Raw genomic sequence first — 23,088 nt, 5'->3', positions numbered from 1 at the left:
CTAAAGACCCCTCCGGAAATCTACAGCTTATGACACAATGTGACAAGCCACTTGATGGTTTTGTGCAGATCGTTTCAGTTCGGGTAGCTGTGTTTTGCAGATATCCTGTACAAAAGGGCACCGTGTATGGAAGCGGCAGCCGTTTGGAGGGTCTATGGGTGAGGGTACATCACCCGTCAATAGGATCCGTTCTCTTTCATGCACAGGATTCGGTACTGGGATGGCCGAAAGCAATGCCCTTGTATATGGATGCTGGGGCTGTTCGAAAATGGACTTTTTATCGGCTATCTCGACTATCTTTCCGAGATACATGACCATCACCCGATCCGAGATATGTCTGACCACACCTAAGTCATGTGATATGAAAAGAAAGGTAAGGTCGAACTGGCGCTGTAAGGATTTTAATAAATTCAGCACTTGCGCTTGAATGGATACATCCAGTGCAGAAACAGCTTCGTCACATATGATCAATTTTGGGTCCACTGCAAGAGCCCGCGCAATGCCGATCCGCTGTCTCTGGCCGCCGCTGAATTCATGCGGGTATCTTTCCATGGATTCAGGTCTCAGCCCGACATGTCCCAATAATTCTTCGATCCTGCTCTTTCGTTTTTCTTTAGGGACTACATTTTGTATCGCTAAAGCTTCTCCGAGAATTTGGCCGATAGTCTGTCTCGGGTTAAGGGAGGCAAATGGATCTTGAAAAATGACTTGCAGATCCTTTCTGGTACGCCTCATTTCTTTTTTTCCTAAACTCAGTAAATCCTTATCCTGAAAGTGAATGCTCCCGCTTGTCGGTTCATCCAATCTAAGGATTGCCCTTCCGGTAGTCGATTTTCCGCAGCCGGATTCGCCGACTATGCTTAAGGTTTCACCCTGTTTGATATCGAAGGTAATGTCATCAACGGCTTTTACATGATTGATGGTTCTTCCGAAAAATCCGCCCTTGATCGGAAAATATTGTTTCAATTGATCCACTTTAAGCAGAACTTTTTTCTCTGCAGCTGGTACACCCATCATTAAACCCCTACCTTCTCTTGAGCGTCATATTCCTTCTCCCATTGGGGGGTGAACATCCAGCAGCTGACCTCGGTGCTTGGGCCGATAGCTTGGAGATCCGGTACGGCTTGTTCACAAATGCTTTTCGCATGTGCACAACGGGGAGCGAAGCTGCATCCTTTGGGCATGTTGTAAGGACTTGGAACGGTCCCGGGAATTGTAATCAGTTCTTCCTGGTCCATGTCAAGACGCGGAAGGGAGTTTAATAAACCAATGGTGTAAGGATGTTTTGGGTTTGTGAATATTTCCTTGGCCAAAGTGTATTCAACGATTTTCCCTGCGTACATGACGGCAACCCGATCACAGGTTTCGTATACGACTCCCAAATCATGAGTAATCAAAATGACAGCCGTCCCGAAATCCTTTTGCAGCGTCTTGATCAGTTCGAGGATTTGGGCTTGGATCGTCACATCCAGTGCTGTTGTAGGTTCATCCGCTATTAAAACCTCAGGGTGGCAGGCAAGTGCCATGGCAATCATGACCCTTTGCCTCATTCCGCCGCTTAGCTCATGCGGCTCCTGTTTTGCCCTCTTTTCAGGTGAAGGGATCCCGACGAGCCTAAGCATGTCGACCGCTTTATTCCATGCTTCCTTTTTTCCCAGCTTTTGATGGAGCCGGATCGCTTCCGCAATTTGCTCGCCAGCGGGATATACGGGATTCAATGATGTCATCGGCTCCTGAAATATCATCGAAATTTCATTCCCGCGTATGGATCGCATCTGTTTTTCAGACTTAGTAAGCAGATCCTCCCCTTTAAAAAGGATGCTGCCACCGGCAATCTTACCGGGTGGCGATGGAATGAGCCTTAATAATGATAGTGATGTTATGCTTTTTCCGCTTCCCGACTCCCCGACGATTCCAAGCGTTTCCCCTTTATTGAGGGAGAAACTGATTCCATTGACTGCTTTACTCGTTCCTTCATCAGTGAAAAAGTGGGTCTGAAGATTTTTTACCTCCAGTATTTTATCATCATCCTGTTTCATCATCATACCTCCTTAGTTCAAGTCTATTCTTTTGTTAAAGTATCGATAGAGGATATCCACCGCTAAATTCATGAATACGAAGATAACGGAAGCGATGAGGACCCCGCCTTGAACCATCGGCAAATCCCTCGTTCTGATTGCATCGACTATCAATCTCCCAAGTCCATTGATGGCAAAAACGGACTCTGTCAATACTGTGCCGCCAAGGAGTGCACCGAACTGGAGGCCAACGACTGTAATGACAGGGATAAGCGCATTTTTCAGGCCGTGTTTATAAATGATGATATATTCTTTTAATCCCTTGGCTCTTGCGGTCCGGATGTAGTCTTGGCGAACGACTTCAAGCATGCTCGACCTGGTCATCCTGGCAACGATGGCCGCTCCGCCGGCCCCAAGGGTTATGGCTGGGAGAACCATGTGGCTGAAAGTTCCCCAACCTGAAACCGGAAACAAATGAAGGTTCACGGAAAAGAAGTAGATAAGCATGAGGCCCAGCCAAAAACTAGGTAACGAGATTCCCAATAAAGCAACGATCATGATGGAAATGTCAGCTGCCGAGTATTGCTTGGTAGCCGAGATGATTCCTGCAATCATTCCAAGCACAACGGTTATGAAAATGCTGGCAAGTGCCAGTTCAAGGGTGATGGGCAAGCGGACCATGATTTCGTCCAAAACAGGGCGGCTGCTGCGTAGTGATTCCCCAAAGTCACCTTGAACAGCATGAAGGATATAGTCGACGTACTGATAGAGGATTGGACGATCCAAGCCAAGCTCATGCCGCAGTGATTCAATCGTTTCTTTAGTCGCTCCTTCACCTGCAAGCAGTGTTGCCGGATCTCCCGGGACCATTTGCATGATGAGGAATACAACAAGACTTACTCCCAGTAAAACCGGTATGGTTTGAAGTACCCGTCGAATAATGAATACGAACATTTTCTCTCCTCCTTATTTTTTCATTCTTGGATCCAGGGCATCTCTAAGTCCATCCCCGAAGATGTTGAAACCAAGTACCAGTGTGGATATCGCTATCCCCGGAAACAAAGCGATGTGGGGGGCGCTGAACAAATAATCCCGACCGCTGCTCAGCATCGCTCCCCATTCTGGTGAGGGCGGCTGGGCTCCCAGCCCCAGAAATGATAATCCGGCTGCCGACAGAATGGCCGTTGCCAGACGTAATGTGGCTTGAACGATGACGGGTGATAGAATATTCGGAAAAATATGCTTGCAGATGATCGTGAAGTCAGTTGCTCCCAATGCACGAATGGCATCGATATATTCCAGCTTCCTGACTGACAATGTGGAACCTCGTACAATCCGGGCAAACATCGGTATGGAAAAGACGCCGACCGCTACCATTACATTGATTAAACTTGGACCAAGGGCACTAATGATGGCAAGAGCAAGCAGTATTCCCGGGAAAGCCAGCAGAACATCGACAATCCTCATAATGACGGTATCGATCCATTTTCCGTAATAACCAGCTGTTAACCCGAGGAGTATGCCAATGAACGCCCCGAAGAATACAGAGACAAATCCAACCGTTAATGAAAGCCGTGTTCCATATAATAATCTGCTTAAAATATCCCTTCCCTTATCATCCGTACCCATCCAATGTTCGGCTGACGGAGGCTGGAGTTTGTTGACTAAATCAATTTCATAGGGATCCTGCGGTGAGATCAAAGGTGCAAAGATAGCCAATAAAATATAAAAAAGTACGATGTACCCGCCTACCAATGCCAATTTATTTCGCTTGAATTTTTTATAAAAGGCTTTCCAGTATCTTAGTTTCGGAGATTTTCTTTCTTTTACATTCAATTCGGTATTATTGATGACGACCTCTGGCTTCATTGGATTTCCTCCTTTTCTTTCATTCAATTTATTCAAAAAAGGTATTGAAGTAAATATGATGCGGAAAAGCAGTAAAGATAATTAAAAAAAGAGTAAAGATTCTGAAAATATAAAATTCGGTTTTTTTTTATAATTTACAGTAAGCCCGATGTACTCATAGCTGAAAGTTACTTGGAGAAACAAAGGCAGGTTGAAAAGGGAGGAAATAGAATGAGAAAAGGAATGATTGGGTTGCTTTTTGCTTCTTTATTAGGCATCTCATCCGTTTTATCAGGTTGTGCAACGGAAGAAACCGGCAGCAAGGAAACAGTAGAAAAAGCGAAGGAAGGAGGAACGCTGATCGTCGCGCGATTATCTGATGCGACGACCCTTGACCCTCATTTCATAACAGACATTCCATCTGCAAACGTCGTTTATGAAAAGGTTTATCAAACATTGGTCGTTCCTGACAAAAACATGAACCCTAAACCGCTGCTCGCAAAAGAGTGGAAACAACTGGATGATGTCACTTGGGAGTTTAAATTGGAGGAGGGAGTCAAATTCCATGATGGAGCTCCATTCAATGCCGAAGCGGTGAAAACCAATTTTGACAGGGTACTGGATCCGGGAACAGCTTCGCCGCAGGCTGGTAAATTGGAAATGATCAAAGAAATTAAAGTCATTGACGAAACGACTGTACAATTCAAGCTGAAATATCCTTATGCTCCGCTGTTATCGATTTTAGTGAGTAATGAAGGAAGCATCATCAGCCCTAAAGCGATTAAGGAAAATAGTGACAAACTGGCTCAAAACCCCGTTGGGACAGGGCCATTCGTTTTTAAATCGTGGAAGCCTGGTGAAGAAATCGCACTTTCGAAAAACAAGGACTATTGGGGGGATAAGCCTAAGATTGATGGGGTGGTATTCAAGGTTGTCCCTGAAGATGCCACCAGGATTGCAATGATAGAAACGGGTGAAGCACATGTGACCGATCAAGTGCCAGTGACGGAGATTGATAGGATCGAAGCGTCAGGCACGATGGATTTATATCGCACGGAGGGACTTGCCGTTGAATACTTAAGCTTCAATGTTAAGAAAAAACCCTTTGATGATGTACGGGTCCGTAAGGCGGTCGCTCATGCCATCGAGGTCGATTCCATTATCAAAGGGGTTTATAACGACGTCGGTACGAGGGCAAATTCAACAATGAGCCCGAAGGTGTTTGGTTATGATCCGGATATAAAAGGCTACGACTATGATATTAATGAATCGAAGAAGCTCTTGACTGAAGCGGGGGTCAAGGATGTTTTGGAGTTTACACTGACGACGAGTGATCGTAAGGAAAGGATCAATATGGCCGAGGTGATTCAATCCCAGTTAAAAGGAATTGGAATTAAGGTCAAGATTCAAGTTCTTGAGTATGGGGCTTACATTGACGCGACAGCCAAGGGCGAGCACCAGGTAGCGATAGGCGGCTGGGGCAATGCTACCGGGGATGGAGATTATAATCAATTCAATCTTTTCAATAGCAAATCCCAGGGTGCTGCGGGAAATAGTTCATTCTATAGCAATCCGGAAGTTGATAAATTGATTGAAAGTGCACGTAAAGAATCGGATGGAGATAAACGTAAGGAACTATATTCCAAGGCTCAGGCAATTGAAAGGGAAGAAGTTCCATATGTTCCTATCCGTAACTATGAACACTTGGCCGTATATGGCGGAACGGTTAAAGGACTTTGGCTGAATCCGGCAAATTATTTAATGCTTGATGACGTAACCGTGAAGTAGGAATTCATCACAAAAGTAAGGCAGCATAAGGAAGTTATGCTGCCTTCTCAATTAGGAGGGGAAAATATGATAGATTTACTGCTAATCCATGGGACCGTGATAACCATGGATCAAAACAGGAGAATTCTGCAAGATGGCGCCATCGCCATACATCAAGGAAGGATTTTAGCCGTAGATTCAACGGAAAAACTGAAATTGAAGTATGTGGCAGTTAAAGTCATTGATTGCAGCCATCAGTGCATATTGCCTGGATTGATAGATGTTCATGGTCATGGGGGACATTCCATGTTCAAAACGATTGCAATGGAGAATATTGATTTTTGGATGCCCATCATGACGAATGCGTATAAGCATTTTGTTACGGATGACTTTTGGTATTACGAAGGAAAGCTATCCTCGCTTGAGAGATTAAAGGCGGGCGTGACAACTGGGGTTAGCGTGTTAGGATCCACGCCGCGGTCCGATGAACCGATTTTCGCCATCAATCATGCAAAAGCATACGCCGAAGTGGGGATCCGGGATGTGGTATGCACGGGTCCTTGCAACCCTCCATGGCCCCATTCATTCAGCCGGTGGGTTGACGGAAAGAGAGTGGTAAAGGAAGTTTCCTATGAAGAAGTGTTACAGGGGGCGGAAGCTGTAATCGAGGCGCTGAATCATGCAAATGAAGACCGCACGAGAGCCTTCATTACACCATTTGTCATCGTTACATCAGTGGATCCCTCGAATCCCACCTCACCGGACAGGCTTTATGGGCTGACTGATCATGACCTTTATCAAGCGAAGAAAATAAGGGAGATTGCCAGAAAATATAACACGCGCATTCACTCAGATGCCTTTGGCGGGATGATTCATTTAGCGATACAGGATAAGGAAAACGCCCTATTGGGTCCAGATGTCCATTTACAGCATTGTCGGGGCATTTCCTTCGATGAGGCAAGAATACTGGCAGAAACAGGTACCAACGTCAGTGCATCACCTGGATTTGGCCAGGTCCATGCCCGTACCCCGATAACCGAATTATTGGAGATGGGGACAACCGTGGCAATCTCCACGGATGGGACTTCCCCTTCCACAAGTTTTGATATGTTTCAGGCAATGAGGAAAACACAGTTTGTTCACCAGGCAGCGCTTAGGGACTACTATTATTTACCTCCAGGCAAGCTACTGGAAATGATCACGATAGATGCTGCGAAATGCATTGGCTGGGATGATGAAATAGGCTCCCTTGAGATCGGGAAAAAAGCGGATGTCATTACGGTCAATCTGCATCAGCCTCATCTGACACCTGAATTCATGCATGTTCACCGGCTTGTATTTCAAGCAGTGGCGAATGATGTCGAGCATGTCATAGTGGATGGGAAATTGATCATGGAAGGAAGGAAAGTACGGACGGTCCATGAAAGTACAGTGCTTGATGAAGCGAATGAGGAGGCCTTTTCAACGATAAAGCGTGCGGGGCTCGAAAAGTATATGCAGCCGACGAAATATTTCTGGGGCCATGCCAGGGCCTATGTAGATGAAAAGCGATATGACGAACGAGAAGACGCTGCCGTGATGGTGAAAGGGGAATAAGATGAAAACCAAGCTTAAAGGAAGATATGTGATTGGGTATGATGGATGCGATCATGTTATTTTGGAAAACGCAGAAATCGTTTATGAAAAAGAAACGATTCTGTATGTCGGAAAAAATTATCCTGAAGAAGTGGACAAGGTAATGGATGCCGGTAACGCCATTATCAGTCCCGGGTTCATAGATTTAAATGCATTAGGGGACATTGACCATGATATTTTACATTTTGAAGCCAGTACCGGCAGACAGAAGAATCTTCTCTGGTCAGAGAAATATATAAAAAGCGGACATCCTGAATTAATGACCGAGGAAGAAGAAGCTTTTAAATCACTATATGCTTATTCACAGCTCATTCTTCATGGCGTGACGACGGCGATGCCCATTACTTCCGTTTTTTATAAAAGCTGGGCTGAAACCTATGATGAATTGGCAGCTGCGGCAGAGCATGCCGCTGGATTGGGGTTAAGGATTTACCTTGGTCCGAGTTTCCAATCAGGAATGAGAGTCGTCCAGCCTGACGGGAAAATTAAACTGCATTGGGATGAAAAAGCCGGTGAAGCGGGGTTACGGAAAGCGGTTGAGTTTGTAGAAAAATTCGATGGAGCCCATGAAGGAATGGTCAGGGGGATGCTTGCTCCAGAACGTATAGAGTCTCAAACGGCAGATCAATTAAAACAGATTAAATATTACAGCGGAAAATTGGATGTACCGATAAAGCTTCATGCTGCACAAGGAAGTTTTGAATTCAACACCATCTGGGAAGCCCATCATGTTACACCGATCAGATATTTGTACGACCTTGGCTTTCTCGGTCCAAGAACAGGGATCCCGCATGCCCACTTTGTTTCAGGATATAGTAAAGCGAAATATGGACAGGGCGATGACTTGAAGCTGCTTGCTGAAACGAATACAACGGTGATTCATTGCCCTCTGATCATCGGGAGGCATGGGGAGGCGTTGGAATCTTTCGCTAAATATAAACGGGCTGGGATCAATATAGCCCTTGGAACGGACACATTCCCTCCGGATATGTTCCAGAACGTCAGGACAGGCAGCATGCTCTCACGGCTGGCGGAAGGAGAAATGGAAGGCTCTGTCTATGCCGATTTCTTTCGGTCAGCCACACTTGATGCGGCCGCCTTTCTTGGCAGGAATGATCTAGGACGCATCGCAGCGGGGGCCAAGGCGGATATCATCGCGATTGACTTGGACGGTTTCCATATGGGGGTAATCGATGATCCCATTCGAACCATGTTCGTAAGCGGCTCAGGGAGGGACGTTAAATTATCGGTCATAAATGGAAAGGTGGTCATGAAGGATCAAATAATCCCCAATCTTGATTTAACGGAAATCAAATATAAGGGGCAGCAATATTTTAAAAAGATGAAAAAAGGATATATGGAAAGGGATTATCAGGAGCTTCCTGAGAAAGAGTTGTTCAAGCCATCATTCAAGGTCGTGGAATCGATAAGCGATACAGAAGCGATTTATGGAAACAAGTAAAGAAAATGAAAAACATAGTAAAGATATTCGAAAAGAATAGTCAGAATATTTCCTATAATTAGATAAGTATTCAAAAAATGAAATTGGGAGGTCGAAGTCCATGGGGTTAAAGCGTGGGACAGGAAAGTTTTTTCTAGTCATGATCATGGCCATCATCATTACGGGCTGTTCTTCTAACAATGACGTAAGCACAACAGAAAGTGATCCGAACAGAGCATCAAACGGAGGGGGCACATTGGTTATTGCCCGCTTATCCGACGCTGAGAATCTGGATCAGCAGTTCATGTCCACGATTAACGCCGCTAGCGTCACTCACCATAAAATCTATGAAGGCCTTGTACAACGGGATGAGAATAGTGAGATACAGCCAATGCTAGCAGAAAAATGGAAGCAAATAAATGATACGACCTGGGAATTCAAGCTTAGGGAAGATGTGAAATTTCATGATGGCACACCATTTAATGCAGATGCAGTAAAAAAGACGTTTGAACGACTATTAGATCCGAAGGTCGCTTCTCCGAGAGCGGTAGTATTCGATATGGTAAAAGAGGTGAAACCGGTTGATGAATTTACCGTGCAATTCATTCTGAAGGAACCATTTTCCCCTCTCCTTTCCATATTGGCGAATCACGAAGGCGGGATCATCAGTCCGAAAACGATTGAAAAGTATGGCAAAAAGATTATCCAGGAACCGAATGGAACCGGTCCTTTCGTTTTTGATTCATGGTCCCCAGGCCAGGAAATCATATTGACGAAGAACGACAGCTATTGGGGAGACGAGCCAAAAGTGGACAAGGTCCTTTTCAAGGTCGTCCCCGAAGACTCAACGAGGATATCCATGATAGAAACCGGTGAAGCGCATATCGCAGAGCCTCTTCCTGTAGCTGTAATGGATCAGGTGGAATCTTCACCGGCAATGGATGTTTACCGCAGTGAAGGGTATGGAACCGAATATTTAGGGTTCAATGTCAATAATGAACCGTTCAATGATGTAAAGGTACGTAAAGCCATTGCCCATGCCATTGAAATGGACTCGATTATCAAGGGTGTCTTTAATAATGTGGGAGTAAAGGCGAACTCCTTGATGGGCTCTAAAGTATTCGGCTACAACGAAGATCTCGAAGCCTATGATTACAACCTGAAGGAAGCAAAGAAACTGATGGCCGAAGCTGGATATTCTGAGGGACTGGATGCAACCATCCTGACAATGGACAGTAAAGAAAGAGTTAACTTGGCCGAGGTCCTGCAATCTCAACTGAAAGGTATCGGCATTAATTTGAAGGTACAGGTGATGGAGTACGGTTCGTTCGTGGAACAAGTGAATAAAGGGCAATCGGAAATGTTCATCATCAGTTGGAGAAACGCGACCGGCGATGCTGATTATAATCAATATAATCTATTTCATACGGATTCACAGGGGGCGGCTGGAAATACATTCTTTTACAGCAATCAAAAGGTGGATCGTTTAATAGATGCCGCCAGGAAGGAAAAAGAAGAAGAGAAGCGCAAAGAACTATACGCAGAGGCACAGGAAATCGAGATGGGCGACACCCCGTATATTCCTGTAAGGGTCATAGAAAATGTTGCTGCAGTCGCGAAAGATGTAAAAGGATTTTCAATCAGTCCTTCAGGCTATCTGGAGATAAATGACGTAACGATAAAGTGATGCGCAGATAAGAACAAAGGGTTTTCCATTTTAGGGTGAGACTTTCAGTTTGTAAACGAAAGGGGTACGGAAAACGATCTTTAATCAAATGATGTTCCCGAACCAATTGACCCAAAGCAACATTTTCATTTCCTCAGATATGGTTACTATCTAAATGTTCTAACAAAGTTGATTGGAACAAGGATTGGAGTCCGAAAAGTGAGGCGAAGGTCGAAAAAAATTAGTGAACGGTCGAATATAGTGCCTCAACGGTCGAATAAAGTGCTGGTTAGGTAGAATGCTGTGCGTGGACGGCCGAATAAAGTGTGGTTTAGGTCGATAAACTGCGTCAACGGACCAAGACAGTGCAGCGTATCGAATAAGGTGTTCCAGTCTTTATGTTTTTTATTGTAATCCTCATTGGATTGAAGAGATTTGTGACACTCCTGCAGAATTACTGGCTAGCCAAGACCCCACAGGCGCTTGCTTTGATACGGCTTGGCAGACAGTCGGCGGAAAGGGATTTTAAAGCAATGGAACGGAAGGTGCGAGAATCATGCGGGAAAAGCGCGTCCAAGGGAGACCCCACAGGCGCAAACGCCGAGGAGGCTCCCGGACCGCCCGCGGAAAGCGAGTGCCCTACGTTTCAATCAACGTCTACAAAGAAAGGGAGCGGATTTCTAAATCAATTGAACTTTTTAAATAAAAAACTGCAGGCGAACTGAGTTTTCATAGAGTTGTCTCCAATCTGAAAGAGTTCATCCATTTTAGGGTGAGCCTTTTCTTTGGCACAATAAGTAAAAATAACATAAAAACGAGTAAAAATTCTGAAATTATTTGCTGATCTTTAAAACTATAATGAAAGTGATGCATGTTCAATCTCGAATGGAAGGGTGAGTTTAATGTCTCAATCATATTGGTTAACGAATGTCCGCTTGGAAAATGGTTTTATTTATAATGAAAATGAAACAATCACCGGCACTGAAACCGGTCATTACCACATCAAGATTGAAAATGGAAAAATATCATCCATTTTATTGGCGAAGGAATCGATAACTGATCAGGACCCGCAGCATGATGTTCACGGCCTCCTGATGGTCCCCTCGTTTAAGGAAATGCATATCCACATTGATAAAACCTATTATGGCGGTCCGTGGAAGGCTTGCATGCCTGCCATTAATGGCGTGAAAACCCGGATAGAGGAAGAGCAGGCGTTACTGCCAGAATTATTGCCTACCGCTAAAGTAAGAGCAGAAAGAATGCTGGATTTATTATTGGACTTCGGATCTACCCATATTCGCACACATTGCAACATCGACCCCGTTATAGGACTGAAAAACTTAGAGGCCACCATTCAGGCACTGGAAGGATATAGTGATAAATTGACGTATGAAATCGTCGCATTCCCGCAGCATGGACTATTACGGAGCAATTCCGCTGGTTTAGTAAGGGAGGCCATGAAGAATGGGGCGAATCTGGTAGGAGGCGTGGATCCAGCCACCATTGATGAAAACATAGAGCGGTCCCTTGAAACGATCATGGATATCGCGGTTGAATACAATTCCGATATCGATGTCCATTTACATGATCCGGATTACCTTGGGCTTTTCACCATGCAGCGACTTGCTTCACTGACGGAAGACGCAGGCTGGCAAGGAAGGGTAACGGTTAGCCACGCCAGCGGTTTGGCAGATCTTTCAGTCCAAGAGGCAACGGGCATCGCCGAAAGATTTTCGGAAACAGGCATATCGATTACATCCACAGTGCCCATCTTCAGAACGATCCCCATCCCCCTGCTTCATGAAAAAGGGGTGAAAGTGGAATTGGGTAATGACAGCATCACTGATCATTGGACACCCTTTGGCATCGGGGACAATCTGGAAAAGGCCGGTCGCCTTGCAGAGAGGTTTCGCATGATTGAAGAACGTTCCTTAGCGCAAAGCCTGCAATTCATAACAGGAGGGAAGACCCCATTAAACCAAGACGGGGTCAAGGCATGGCCAAATGTCGGGGATGAGGCGAATATCGTTTTGCTTGAAGCGAGCTGTTCAGCGGAGGCGGTGGCTAGAAGGGCAAAACGTGCCGCTGTCATCTTCAGGGGCAATGTTGTTAGCGGATCTATTTCATCTTTTGAGACGACAGGTGTTTAATCTTCTATTAAAGAGAGTGATTTGATGAATGAAGCATACTGGCTTACAAACGTTACGCTTGATAGTGGATTTGTTTTTGAGAATGAACGAATTGATCGGACGAAGACAGCTACATACAACATGTATATACAAAATGGGATCATAAAGGATTTGCAATTGGCTTCAAGTATGCCTTTGAAGATGGATGGTCCTGTTCATGATGTGGGAAAGCTGCTTGCACTTCCTCCTTTTAAAGAGATGCATAACCATCTTGACAAGACTTATTTAGGACTGCCATGGAAATCATGCACTCCGGTTCCGAATTTAATCGAACGCTTAAAGTTAGAAGCAAAAGAGCTTGTTGAACTGGCTGAAACCGGGCGGCTCCGGGCTGAACGGATGCTTCAACTATTGTTAAGCGGCGGGGCAACGCATGTAAGGACGCATGTTAACATCGATCCATACATCGGTATGAAGAACTTGGAAGAAATTCAAAAGGCGCTAAGTAGTTTAAGAGGAAAAATGACATACGAGATCGTGGCTTTCCCTCAGCATGGACTGCTTAGAACGAATTCAAAAGGGCTGATGAGACAGGCGATGAAAGAAGGGGCGTCATTAGTGGGCGGCCTGGATCCTGGCGGAGTGGATAATAATATAGAGGCTTCCCTATATGAAATGGTCGATCTGGCCATTGAATTTGATGCGGATATTGATATTCATATACATGATCCCGGTCATCTTGGTTTATATACGATCAAGAAACTGGCTTCTTTGATTGATGAAGCAGGGTGGAAAAACAGAGCCGCCATCAGTCATGCTTTCGCACTTGGTGATGTTTCAATCGGAGAATCAAATGAACTGGCCAGTGAATTATCAAACCTGGGGATAGCCGTCATGTCTACAGTTCCGATCAATCGGGTCATTCCCCCGATTGATTCACTGCATGAAAAAGGTGTCCATGTTGCTCTCGGATGCGATGGCTTTTATGACTCCTGGTCACCATTCGGTACCGGAGATATGCTGGAAAAGGCCGGCCGATTGGCCGAGAGGTATAACTGGAAGGACGAGTATGCATTGTCTCAATCACTCCAATTCATTACGGGCGGGGTCAAGACATTGGATCATGAAGGAAATCGTTTATGGCCGAAAGTGGGAAATGACGCAAGTATGGTTTTTGTGGATGCATCATGTGCTGCCGAGGCAGTTGCCAGGAGATCGACGCGTGCTGCAGTTATGGTCGGTGGAAATCTGGTTTACGGCGGACTCGATCGCGCTGCCTTGAAGAAGAATTGAAGGTCTATTTCAAGAAGGGATGAAGATCATGAATACAATCTATTGGTTAAAGAATGTTCGTTTGGAATGTGGCTACCGAAAAGAGAATGGTAGAGTTACAGGGACGATGACCGGGCTATTTCATCTGTTGATAGAGGATGGAAGGATCACGAAGATTGTCAAAGATGGGGAAGCCATACGTAATGATTTACCAGTGGAAGATGCAAAAGGATTGCTGGCGTTACCATCATTCATTGAAAAGCATGTTCATCTTGATAAGACACTGATGGGGGATGTTTGGAGGGCTTGCACTCCTTCTTCAAGTGTCATTGAACGCTTTGAAAATGAGAAAAGGGTTCTGCCTTCCATTGCAACAAGCACATGTAAACGTGCAGAATCATTACTGGAAATCCTTTTAGCTTCTGGATCTGCACATATCCGGACTCATGTTGATATCTATCCGGAAGTGGGATTGCAGAACTTAGAGCAAGTACAACAGGCGCTTGCGGGCTATTCTAATAGACTCAGTTCAGAAATCGTTGCATTTGCGCAGCACGGATTGTTGCGGTCCGGTTCTGTCAAGCTTGTCAGGGAGGCATTGCTAAACGGAGCAGGAATCGTCGGGGCGGTCGATCCAGCTACAGTCGATAACAATATTGAAGCATCACTGGTTCAATTGATAGATTTAGCAGTGGAAGCGAACGCTGATGTGGACTTGCATTTGCATGATCCAGGTCACCTGGGCACATTCACGATGAAACGTTTGGCAGCTCTGACAAAGCAGGCGGGCTGGGAAGGCAGGGTGGCATTAAGCCATGCTTTCGGCATCGGGGACGTATCCAGGGAAGAAGCTTATGAACTGGCTGACATTCTTAAGGATGCGGGGATTTCCATTGTCACCAGTGTCCCGATTAACAGGCAAATGCCCCCTGTTGATTTATTACATGAAAGAGGGGTTGAAGTATCGGTTGGCAATGATAATATCTTTGATGTATGGTCCCCTCTTGGGAATGGTGACATCTTGGAGAGAGCAGGGAGGCTCGCTGAACGTTTCAAATTTATTGATGAAGTCTCACTTTCCCGAACTCTTGGGTATATAACTGGGGGAAAAACCCCATTGGATGAAAAGGGTAACCAGGTATGGCCGAAGGCAGGGGATGTCGCAAGTCTTGTGTTGATTGACGCAAGCTGTTCGGCAGAGGCAGTTGCCAGGCGTTCTGAACGTAAAGCGGTCATTTACAAGGGGAACTTAGTTTCCGGTTCACTATATAAACAAAAGCAGTCAATTGAACGGTAGTACTAAACGAAAAAGGAATTCTGGATACTTCCGGATTTCCTTTTTCGTTTTGGGTATGGAACGGCTTCCATGTACTTTTATTTACTTATGTTATATGCTGAGGAAGTGATTTTTTTGCTCTCATTTCATTACTGTTATACCCCGATATATTTAAAACGGGCTCACTTCTTATTGCCCATTTGCCTTGCAACATTAGTCAAGCCAACAAATTAGCAGGGAGCCTCAGTCTTTGTTACTATTAATGGTAACGTTATCATTTTGCATGCGATCTGCAAAGATCATATGACATAAATCATGTGTCCAGCAATGGCAGCGACCCTCCGGGGACCGCGTTTACTATCATGATATTGCCCTATCGCCTTTGTTGAGGGAAGGCAATTGAAATTCACCATGAGCTTAAAAAGTATCATGTTCAAAGGAGATGGAATCTATGAAAAGTTGGAGATCTTCTGTGACTCTATTTTCTTCTTTTCAATGGTTGTTTTTTATTTTTGCAAATACGGTAGTAGTGCCCATATCGATTGGCGCAGCTTTTGATCTTCCTCCCAATGTCACGGAAATGACCATGAGAAGCTCGCTCATTTTCACCGGGATCGCTTGCGTGTTTCAGGGGTGGAAGGGCCATAAGTATCCACTTATGGAAGGTCACTCCGGTCTATTGTGGGGAGTGATGTTGAATTTAGGATTATCTGCACCATCCATAGGGCTCGGTTATGCTGAGATAGGAGGGGGAATTGCTACTGGACTCATTGCCGCTGGTGTCGTGACTGTCATTATTTCTGCCTTCAACCTGATTTCTTATGTCCAGAAGATTTTCACTCCCATGGTCATGACGGTTTATTTATTCCTTCTGACGTTCCAGCTAATTTTTGTCTTTTTTAAGGGGATGCTGGGGATTACGGAGAATGGGGAAATCAACATCCCGGTCAGTTTCCTGTCAGTGGGGATTGTACTTTTAGTAAGTATATTAAAGATAAAAGGTCCAAGGACCATAAGCAATTTCTCGATATTGATTGGGATTATGGTAGGATGGATTTTTTACGAGCTGCTATTTCCGGAGGCCGGGGGAGAAATGGGCTCGACGGGTGCCGCTTTTTCATTTTTCCCATTAGGTGCTCCAAACCTGGAATTCGGGATCATAGCGATTTCCTTTTTTGCAGGATTACTGAATTTGTGCAACACGTTCGCTTCGATTCAGGCCGCATCGGAATTAATCGGTGATGAAGCTGAACACAAGCAGTATCGAAATTCTTTATTCATGACTGGCGGCTTTACCATTTTCGCTCCGGTGCTTGGTCTTGTTCCGTATACACCTTTTACTTCATCCATCGGGTTTTTGCAGAGCACTCAAATCTATGAGCGGAGGCCCTTCTTACTTGGAGGCATGTTATTGACCATAATTGGGCTCATTCCTCCCTTCATCTCTTTCCTGGCCACCATGCCGATAACAGTCGGGAATGCAGTATTGTTCGTTGCTTACCTTCAGCTGTTCGGTACGGCTTTCAACAGCATCAAGGGTCAGCATTTCACTTCAGACACGATATTCAGGCTTGCCGTACCGGTATTGATTGGAGTGAGTTTGATGAACATCCTGCCTAATGCTTTTTCGAACGTTCCCGCGCTTCTACAGCCATTTTTGACCAATGGGCTCATAATGGGCGTATTGATATCAATCGTGCTGGAAAAATCGGTAAACTGGAATCGATATGAACAGCTGCAGAACTAATGTGACTCGGAAAAAATGGACATACATAGATCCTCCATTGAAATAAGAAAATAATCACTTAATTTAAGAGGCGATGATGAAAACCGGAAGGGATTAACCTTCTGGTTTTCTGTTTTTTAAAGTGAAAATAGGCGTTTTAATCAGTAGCAATACCCACTCCCCTGACATATTTTGTTGAAGGGAATACTTGACGTGGTTTTATTCCCTGACCATTGCGTTCCGGTTTCCTGTTCTAAGCACTACCTTATAAATAATAAACGGAGGTTATATAAAATGTATGAATTTCAAAATCAATTGCAAAACCTGAATGTCGATGATTTCCAGGTAACTCAGCCAGTTCCATGGGATCAAAACCAGTACAATCTGGATGATTCGTCCCGACAATTCATTGGTGTGGGCGGTTGCTTTGGCTGTTTTGGCTGTTTCTTGTGCTTTGGTTGCTTTGGTTGCGGCGGTCGCTGCGGTCGCTGTCATCGCTGTGGTGGATGCGGACGCTGCGGAGGTTGCGGCGGTCGTTGCGGGCGTTGCGCCGGTTAAGTATCCAGGTTTTCAAAAGGAAGTCCCTGCATGTACAGGGACTTTTCTTTATATCATTAGACATAAGAGACAAATTGTCATACATAGAATTAAAGTGAAGTATTGAAGCAGAACTTAGAATGCTTCGGGTTAGGAGGAGCGGAATGATGAAATTGACCCCTTCTATGCGTTTGAAAGTGAAAAGGGATACGTTTTTTCTTCCGGAACCGAACAGAGGTGTGTATTTTAGAAATAACATAAGTTCGTTCCGTATGGAGGGCAGTTCGATCGTCCAGTGGATTGAAAAGCTATTACCGATGTTCAACGGGAACCATACATTAAGCGAGTTGACGGATGGATTGCCTGGCCCATACCGGAACAGGGTAATGGAAATTGCCGAGGTTTTGTACGGTAATGGGTTTGTTCGGGATGTAAGTCAGGACAGTCCCCATCAATTAAGGAATCAAGTTCTTGAAAGGTATGCTTCACAAATCGAGTTCCTGGAAGGCTGCGGCGATTCCGGGGCTTACCGTTTTGAAACTTATCGAAAGAAAAAGGCGTTGGCTATAGGCTCTGGCCCATTGTTCCTTTCATTGGTGTCCTCGCTGATTGAATCCGGATTGCCCGCATTCCATATCTTCATTACGGACACAGTACCGACCAATAGAAAAAGATTGAATGAAATCGTGGCACATGCGCGTAAGACGGATGACGAGGTTGCGATAGAGGAGGTCGTGCTTGAAAAGGGAACAGAGATTGAATGGCGGGAGATCGTGCGGCCCTTTGACTCGATATTATATGTGTCACAGGAGGGTGATATAGAGGAGTTAAGAGAACTTCATTCGGTTTGCAGGCAAGGGGAAAAGACCCTGTTTCCTGCAATGATCATCAATCAAGTAGGCATGGCTGGTCCGCTTGTCCATCCAGATTCAAAGGGATGTTGGGAGTCAGCGTGGCATCGTTTACATCAAGCTGAGCTGGAAAAGAATCAGGCATCATCTTCTTTTTCCGCTACAGCCGGAGCGATGTTGGCCAATATTATGGTATTCGAATGGTTTAAAGACGCTACAGGCGTTGCGACAGCAGAACAAGCCAATCAATTTTATCTGTTGGATATGGATACAATGGAGGGAAAATGGCATCCATTCATTCCCCACCCGGGAGTGACGGGAAAAGGGACTGCTGCATGGATTGAAGATTTTGATCAGCGGCTCGAACAGAAATCGGACCCGGTTGAGCCGGGGAAGGTGTTTATGTATTTCAGCCGGTTGACATCCTCGGAATCCGGAATTTTTCATCGTTGGGATGAGGGAGATTTAAAACAGCTGCCGCTGGCTCAATGCCGCGTTCAGGTTGTTGATCCGCTGTCGTCCGGTCCGGCCGAACTCCTGCCCGAAATCATCCGTTCAGATCTGACGCATGAGGAAGCGAGGAGGGAAACCGGTCTTGCAGGAGTTGAAGCATATGTATCCCGAACACTCAGCCAGCTCGTTGCGACTCTTCCTCCGCTTCAGGGAGCAGACGAGATAAAGGAATCGATCGGTGTCGGAGCAGGGGAAACATTTGCTGAATGTGTTTGCCGTGGACTGCAAAGCAGTTTGGATACAGAGTTTTTAAATGGACGGTTCAACCAGGAGAAACTTGTGACGGTGCAATTGGCTCAAGTGGAAGATGAGCGCTGCAGATATTATCTACAAGCGTTGACCCGGCTGCAGGGAGATCCGATCATCGCCTTGGGTGAGGAAATGTCAGGTTTCCCGGTAGTTTGGGCAGGAACGAGCGATGGCTGGTCCGGCGCTGTCGGTTTGAATGTAACGATCGCATTACGGAACGCATTGCAAAAGGCCGTCATGAAAGTCCAAAACCAGACCGTTTGCTTAACAGCTCCAGGTTTAGGGGCATCGCCTGTTCTTGAGGAAGAAAAGGTGGATCTTGTGATTCCTTCATGCGGGGTGAAAGGGAGTCCCGAACTGGTACAGTCCGCCATTCAAGTCTTGAAGAAGAACAGTAAGCGAATCCACGTTTTCGAAATGGATCTGGAACCTTTCTTGAAGGAAGAAATTGCAGGTGTATTTGGGGTGTTTTTGCGAGAGGAGGAATCAGGGTGAAAACTGACGTATTGGTTGTCGGGGAAGGAGTGTTGGCCGACCATGTTCATGGGGACCTGTCCGGCCAATATTTGGTGAATCGCCAAACCGATTTCGAGGCAGGAATCCCGCAAACGACGGCCATGGTCCTTCTGCTGCAAGATGCTTGGAATCCCGCTGTCCATGTAAAGGCCGAAGAGGTGATAGGGCAAGCGGGCATTCCATGGCTGCGGGGATTCGTATCATTTGGAGAGGGAGTGATAGGTCCGCTGGTGCGCCCGGGTGTTCCTGGCTGCTCACAATGTGCGGACCAAAGGTATCTCATGGCCGGGCGTGATCGAAAAGAAATGTGGGGAATTCGCCAACAGCTGCAGGAAAATGGGGGGATAGAGCGTGATGCGTCGGCATCCCGCACAGGTCTTTTACAGATGGCCCACATGATTTGTGCGGAGGTAAGGAAGGTGATGAAAGGAGAACGCGCCCGGTCGGAAGGGCATGTATCATTAATCAGCCTGAAGACGCTGAATGGTTCGTGGCACTCTTTTTTACCTGATCCATTGTGTCAGGTTTGCTCAACATTACCTGATGACTCGAAGGAGCGTGCAAGGATTTCGTTGCAGCCAAGTCCAAAAATCAGTCCCGAAAGTTACCGTACCCGTTCGATGGAGGAGCTGAATGAAGTTCTGGCCAAGGATTACTTGGACCACCGAACAGGATTCTTGAATAATAAAATGATAGACCTTGTACCGCCATTTGCCGATGTAAGTGTTAATTTGCCTTTGTTCATAGGAGATGAGGGGTCGGCAGGCCGGACTCTCTCATATGAGGTCAGTGAGATGACTGCCATATTGGAGGGATTGGAAAGGTATTGCGGAATGGAGCCCCGCGGCAAACGGACAGTCATTCATGACAGCTACAACAACCTGAAAGATTTTGCGCTCGATCCCATCAGGATAGGGGTACATTCGAAGGAAAATTATGCACAGCGGGATTTCCCATTTCAACCGTTTAATCCTGACCGCTCGATAGATTGGGTGTGGGGCCACTCATTTTTGCAAGAGCGGCCGATCTTGGTCCCGGAATTGCTTTCCTATTACAGCTTGGGCTGCGGTCATGGATTTGTCTATGAAACTTCCAATGGCTGTGCTCTAGGGGGAAGTTTGGAGGAGGCCATTTTCTACGGCATCATGGAAGTGGTCGAACGTGATTCGTTCCTGCTGACCTGGTATGCGCAGCTGCCCCTCACACGCCTTGATCCAAATTCTGCAAATGACAAAGAACTGGAGCTGATGATTGACAGGGCGAGGGCGGCAGCGGGATATGATATCCATTTGTTTAATTCGACGATGGAACATGGTATACCGAGCGTATGGGCGCTGGCAAAAAACAGGAAACAAAAAGGATTGAATATCATATGTGCGGCAGGGGCCCATCTGGACCCGGTCCGGGCGGTGAAAAGCGCGGTCTTCGAGCTGGCTGGCATGATGCTGACCCTTGACGATAAATTGGAAGAGAACCAGGATGAGGTTGAGAAAATGCTGCATGATTCCTCACTGGTACGGAAAATGGATGATCATGGCATGCTGTACGGTTTACCGCAAGCCGAAGAGCGACTGCAGTTTCTGCTGGATGATGACCGCCCGATGCGAACTTTCGCTGAAGAATACGGGGAAAAGGTCAATCATCCGGACTTGACGGAAGATTTGCAGGAAATCCTTCAGGAGTTTCGCCGCTTGAAACTCGAGGTGATTGTGGTGGATCAAACGACACCGGAAATTGCACGAAATGGACTACATTGCGTGAAAGTGCTGATCCCGGGGATGCTGCCGATGACATTCGGCCATCATCTTACCCGCATAACGGGGCTAGAGAGAATACTGAGGGTTCCGATGGAACTTGGATATGCAAAACGGCCGCTTGAATTCGAACAGCTCAATCCGCATCCGCATCCATTTCCATAAGCGGTGACTTAGGAGGTTGGAGGATGAGTCTAGAGGCATTTTTGCACAATTTGCATTTTGATATCGAAAAGGCAAGTCCGCCGGATTGGGAAGTGGATTGGGAAGATGCACCGCTAACGTATAAGCTTTACCGTGACTTGCCTGTTTTTCCACTCTCACTGGAGGTGCCGCTGACGCTCGAGGGGGGCAGCGGGCCTTCACAGCAGGACCTCGAAGGAATCGGTCATTTCCTCTGGTACGCATATGGCCTGACTCAAGTCAGCCAGGTTCCGAAATCTTCGGAATCTGAGGACCTCATGCAGTCATTCCGGCGTTTTCCGCCATCAGGGGGAGCTTTGTATCCAAGTGAATTGTACGTATACTTGAAGATGGAGGGATTACCTGCTGGCGTATTCCATTATGATGCAGCACACCACCGGTTGGTTTTGCTGCGGGAAGGGAATTTTGATTCCTATTTAACAAAGGCTCTTGGTGAATCCTTTGATATGTCAGCATCCTTTGGTACGGTTTTCGTATCGACGATGTTTTGGAAAAACTTCTACAAATATAATAACTTTTCATACCGCCTGCAAGGTCTGGATGCGGGCGTGCTTCTTGGACAGTTGCTCGAAGTGGCGAAACGGTTTGGAATCGCCGCCGGGGTGTGCTTCCAATTTCTTGATCGGGCCATCAATCATCTGCTCGGGCTTTCGGAAGAGGAAGAGAGCACGTATGCGGTGATCCCCTTATCGGCAGAACCTTCTTTTAGATTTAGAGAAGAAAGGAGTATGGACAGAAATGTCACCTCGACGGAATTATTGCTGGAATTGACGGATATTCAGCCTGAACACTATGTTCGGTCGCAGAGGATCAGAGAATTTCCGATGCTAACCAAAATGAATGAAGCATCCATGATGACATCCACTCAATCATTCCGGCGGATCAATCCAAAGAATGGGGAGGATTCCGAAGGACATACGGTAGCCCTGCCTATCGTGAAGCGGTTGTCCTATGACCTGGCATCAGTTTGCCGGAAGCGATTTTCACCTGAAATGGACTTCGTACTCGGGAAAGTAAGTCAAGCGCAACTGGCGGCCCTTCTGCAGGAGGCAACAGCTTCGTTCTCCTATCGAAATGACTTGGATGGAACAAACGAGAACAACGAAAATCGCGTTTCCCTATATGCTTGTTTATATAATGTGGAAGACATTCAAGATGGTGCATACCATTATGACAGCACAACACATTCATTACGACAAATACAGTCAGGAGATCATCGGCTTCGATTGCAATACGGAATGTCTCTGGATATCATGAATTTTCAGCAAGTGCCGATCTGCATACATGTGGTTGGGGATCGGGATCATTCCAAAACGCAATTTGGATATAGAGGGTACCGCATCCAGCAAATGGAGGCGGGGATGCTCGTTCAGAAGCTACTGCTAGCGTCGTCAGCCCTCGGAATGAATGGGCACCCGCTGCTCGGCTTTGATGTGAATATGTGTGATGAGCTTTACAAAATAGGCGGTCCGCAACGGAAAACGAGCCTGATCCAAATCCCGATTGGACACTATCAAGATCGCCCTTGGCTGAAGGGGAGCCTGCAAAGTTGAAAAAGATAAAAATAGCCTCCATTTCATTTAAGAAATGGAGGCTTTCGTTGTTATTTTGTAGTACAGCCTCTATCCTAAGAGTGCAATAAATACAGCTTAAGATTATACTGAATAAAAGATTTTACTACTTATG

At 45.9% G+C, this 23,088-nt stretch carries 16 protein-coding genes and 1 pseudogene; 13 read left to right on the top strand and 4 right to left on the bottom strand.

From position 1 onward, the window contains the following. Positions 1-27: 27 nt before the first annotated feature. From ACIQZD_RS11125 to nikC, 4 genes are read right to left on the bottom strand one after another with little or no spacing between them, the layout of a single operon-like run. Positions 28-1,017 carry an ABC transporter ATP-binding protein gene (locus tag ACIQZD_RS11125; protein WP_275726951.1) on the bottom strand — a complete coding sequence of 330 codons (990 nt, stop codon included), beginning with the start codon at positions 1,015-1,017 and terminating at the stop codon, positions 28-30. After that, entirely contained in the window at positions 1,017-2,039 is a 1,023-nt protein-coding gene (locus ACIQZD_RS11120; protein ID WP_402901946.1) for an ABC transporter ATP-binding protein, read from the bottom strand. The genes ACIQZD_RS11125 and ACIQZD_RS11120 overlap by 1 nt, the downstream gene beginning before the upstream one ends. A 12-nt stretch (positions 2,040-2,051) precedes the next feature. Beyond that, positions 2,052-2,972, bottom strand: coding sequence for a nickel ABC transporter permease (gene nikB / locus ACIQZD_RS11115; RefSeq protein ID WP_402901943.1), 921 nt, complete (start codon positions 2,970-2,972; stop codon positions 2,052-2,054). A gap of 12 nt (positions 2,973-2,984) precedes the next feature. Further along, entirely contained in the window at positions 2,985-3,887 is a 903-nt protein-coding gene (nikC, locus tag ACIQZD_RS11110) for a nickel transporter permease (protein ID WP_402901940.1), read from the bottom strand. Between the two features lie 210 nt (positions 3,888-4,097). Here nikC and ACIQZD_RS11105 point away from each other — a divergent pair, with 210 nt between their 5' ends. The 13 genes and pseudogenes from ACIQZD_RS11105 (at position 4,098) to ACIQZD_RS11045 (ending at position 22,955) form a co-directional block, all read left to right on the top strand. Then, the gene (locus tag ACIQZD_RS11105) at positions 4,098-5,654 is read left to right on the top strand and encodes a glutathione ABC transporter substrate-binding protein (protein WP_402901937.1); all 1,557 of its coding nucleotides are present in this window, start codon (positions 4,098-4,100) and stop codon (positions 5,652-5,654) included. Between the two features lie 66 nt (positions 5,655-5,720). After that, positions 5,721-7,229 carry an amidohydrolase family protein gene (locus ACIQZD_RS11100; RefSeq protein WP_402901934.1) on the top strand — a complete coding sequence of 503 codons (1,509 nt, stop codon included), beginning with the start codon at positions 5,721-5,723 and terminating at the stop codon, positions 7,227-7,229. A gap of 1 nt (position 7,230) precedes the next feature. After that, positions 7,231-8,730, top strand: coding sequence for an amidohydrolase family protein (locus ACIQZD_RS11095; protein ID WP_402901931.1), 1,500 nt, complete (start codon positions 7,231-7,233; stop codon positions 8,728-8,730). Positions 8,731-8,830: 100 nt separating this feature from the next. Next, entirely contained in the window at positions 8,831-10,396 is a 1,566-nt protein-coding gene (locus ACIQZD_RS11090) for a glutathione ABC transporter substrate-binding protein (RefSeq protein WP_402901928.1), read from the top strand. A gap of 881 nt (positions 10,397-11,277) precedes the next feature. Next, a complete protein-coding gene (locus ACIQZD_RS11085; protein ID WP_402901925.1) occupies positions 11,278-12,525 on the top strand; it encodes an amidohydrolase family protein in 1,248 nt (415 codons plus the stop codon). 24 nt (positions 12,526-12,549) lie between these two features. Continuing rightward, the gene (locus ACIQZD_RS11080) at positions 12,550-13,797 is read left to right on the top strand and encodes an amidohydrolase (protein WP_402901922.1); all 1,248 of its coding nucleotides are present in this window, start codon (positions 12,550-12,552) and stop codon (positions 13,795-13,797) included. Positions 13,798-13,825: 28 nt separating this feature from the next. Then, positions 13,826-15,073: an amidohydrolase gene (locus tag ACIQZD_RS11075; RefSeq protein ID WP_402901919.1), complete on the top strand. Its 1,248-nt coding sequence runs from the start codon at positions 13,826-13,828 to the stop codon at positions 15,071-15,073. A gap of 430 nt (positions 15,074-15,503) precedes the next feature. Further along, a complete protein-coding gene (locus ACIQZD_RS11070) occupies positions 15,504-16,799 on the top strand; it encodes a uracil/xanthine transporter (RefSeq protein ID WP_402901916.1) in 1,296 nt (431 codons plus the stop codon). A 273-nt stretch (positions 16,800-17,072) separates the two neighbouring features. Then, positions 17,073-17,210 (top strand): annotated as a pseudogene (locus ACIQZD_RS11065) (heterocycloanthracin/sonorensin family bacteriocin); the annotation flags it as partial. Continuing rightward, positions 17,206-17,442, top strand: a complete 237-nt coding sequence (locus tag ACIQZD_RS11060; RefSeq protein WP_402902100.1) for a hypothetical protein — start codon at positions 17,206-17,208, stop codon at positions 17,440-17,442. The pseudogene ACIQZD_RS11065 and the gene ACIQZD_RS11060, both read left to right, overlap by 5 nt. 37 nt (positions 17,443-17,479) lie before the next feature. Then, positions 17,480-19,423, top strand: a complete 1,944-nt coding sequence (locus ACIQZD_RS11055; protein WP_402901913.1) for a putative thiazole-containing bacteriocin maturation protein — start codon at positions 17,480-17,482, stop codon at positions 19,421-19,423. Continuing rightward, complete coding sequence (locus ACIQZD_RS11050; protein WP_402901908.1) at positions 19,420-21,363, top strand: TOMM precursor leader peptide-binding protein; 1,944 nt, start codon at positions 19,420-19,422, stop codon at positions 21,361-21,363. The genes ACIQZD_RS11055 and ACIQZD_RS11050 overlap by 4 nt, the downstream gene beginning before the upstream one ends. Before the next feature lie 23 nt (positions 21,364-21,386). Beyond that, positions 21,387-22,955 carry a SagB family peptide dehydrogenase gene (locus ACIQZD_RS11045; protein WP_402901903.1) on the top strand — a complete coding sequence of 523 codons (1,569 nt, stop codon included), beginning with the start codon at positions 21,387-21,389 and terminating at the stop codon, positions 22,953-22,955. Positions 22,956-23,088 lie beyond the last annotated feature (133 nt).

Source organism: Peribacillus sp. NPDC096447 (genome assembly GCF_044762725.1).
Classification (GTDB): Bacteria; Bacillota; Bacilli; order Bacillales; family DSM-1321; genus Peribacillus.
This window is presented reverse-complemented; position numbering and strand designations above follow the sequence as displayed.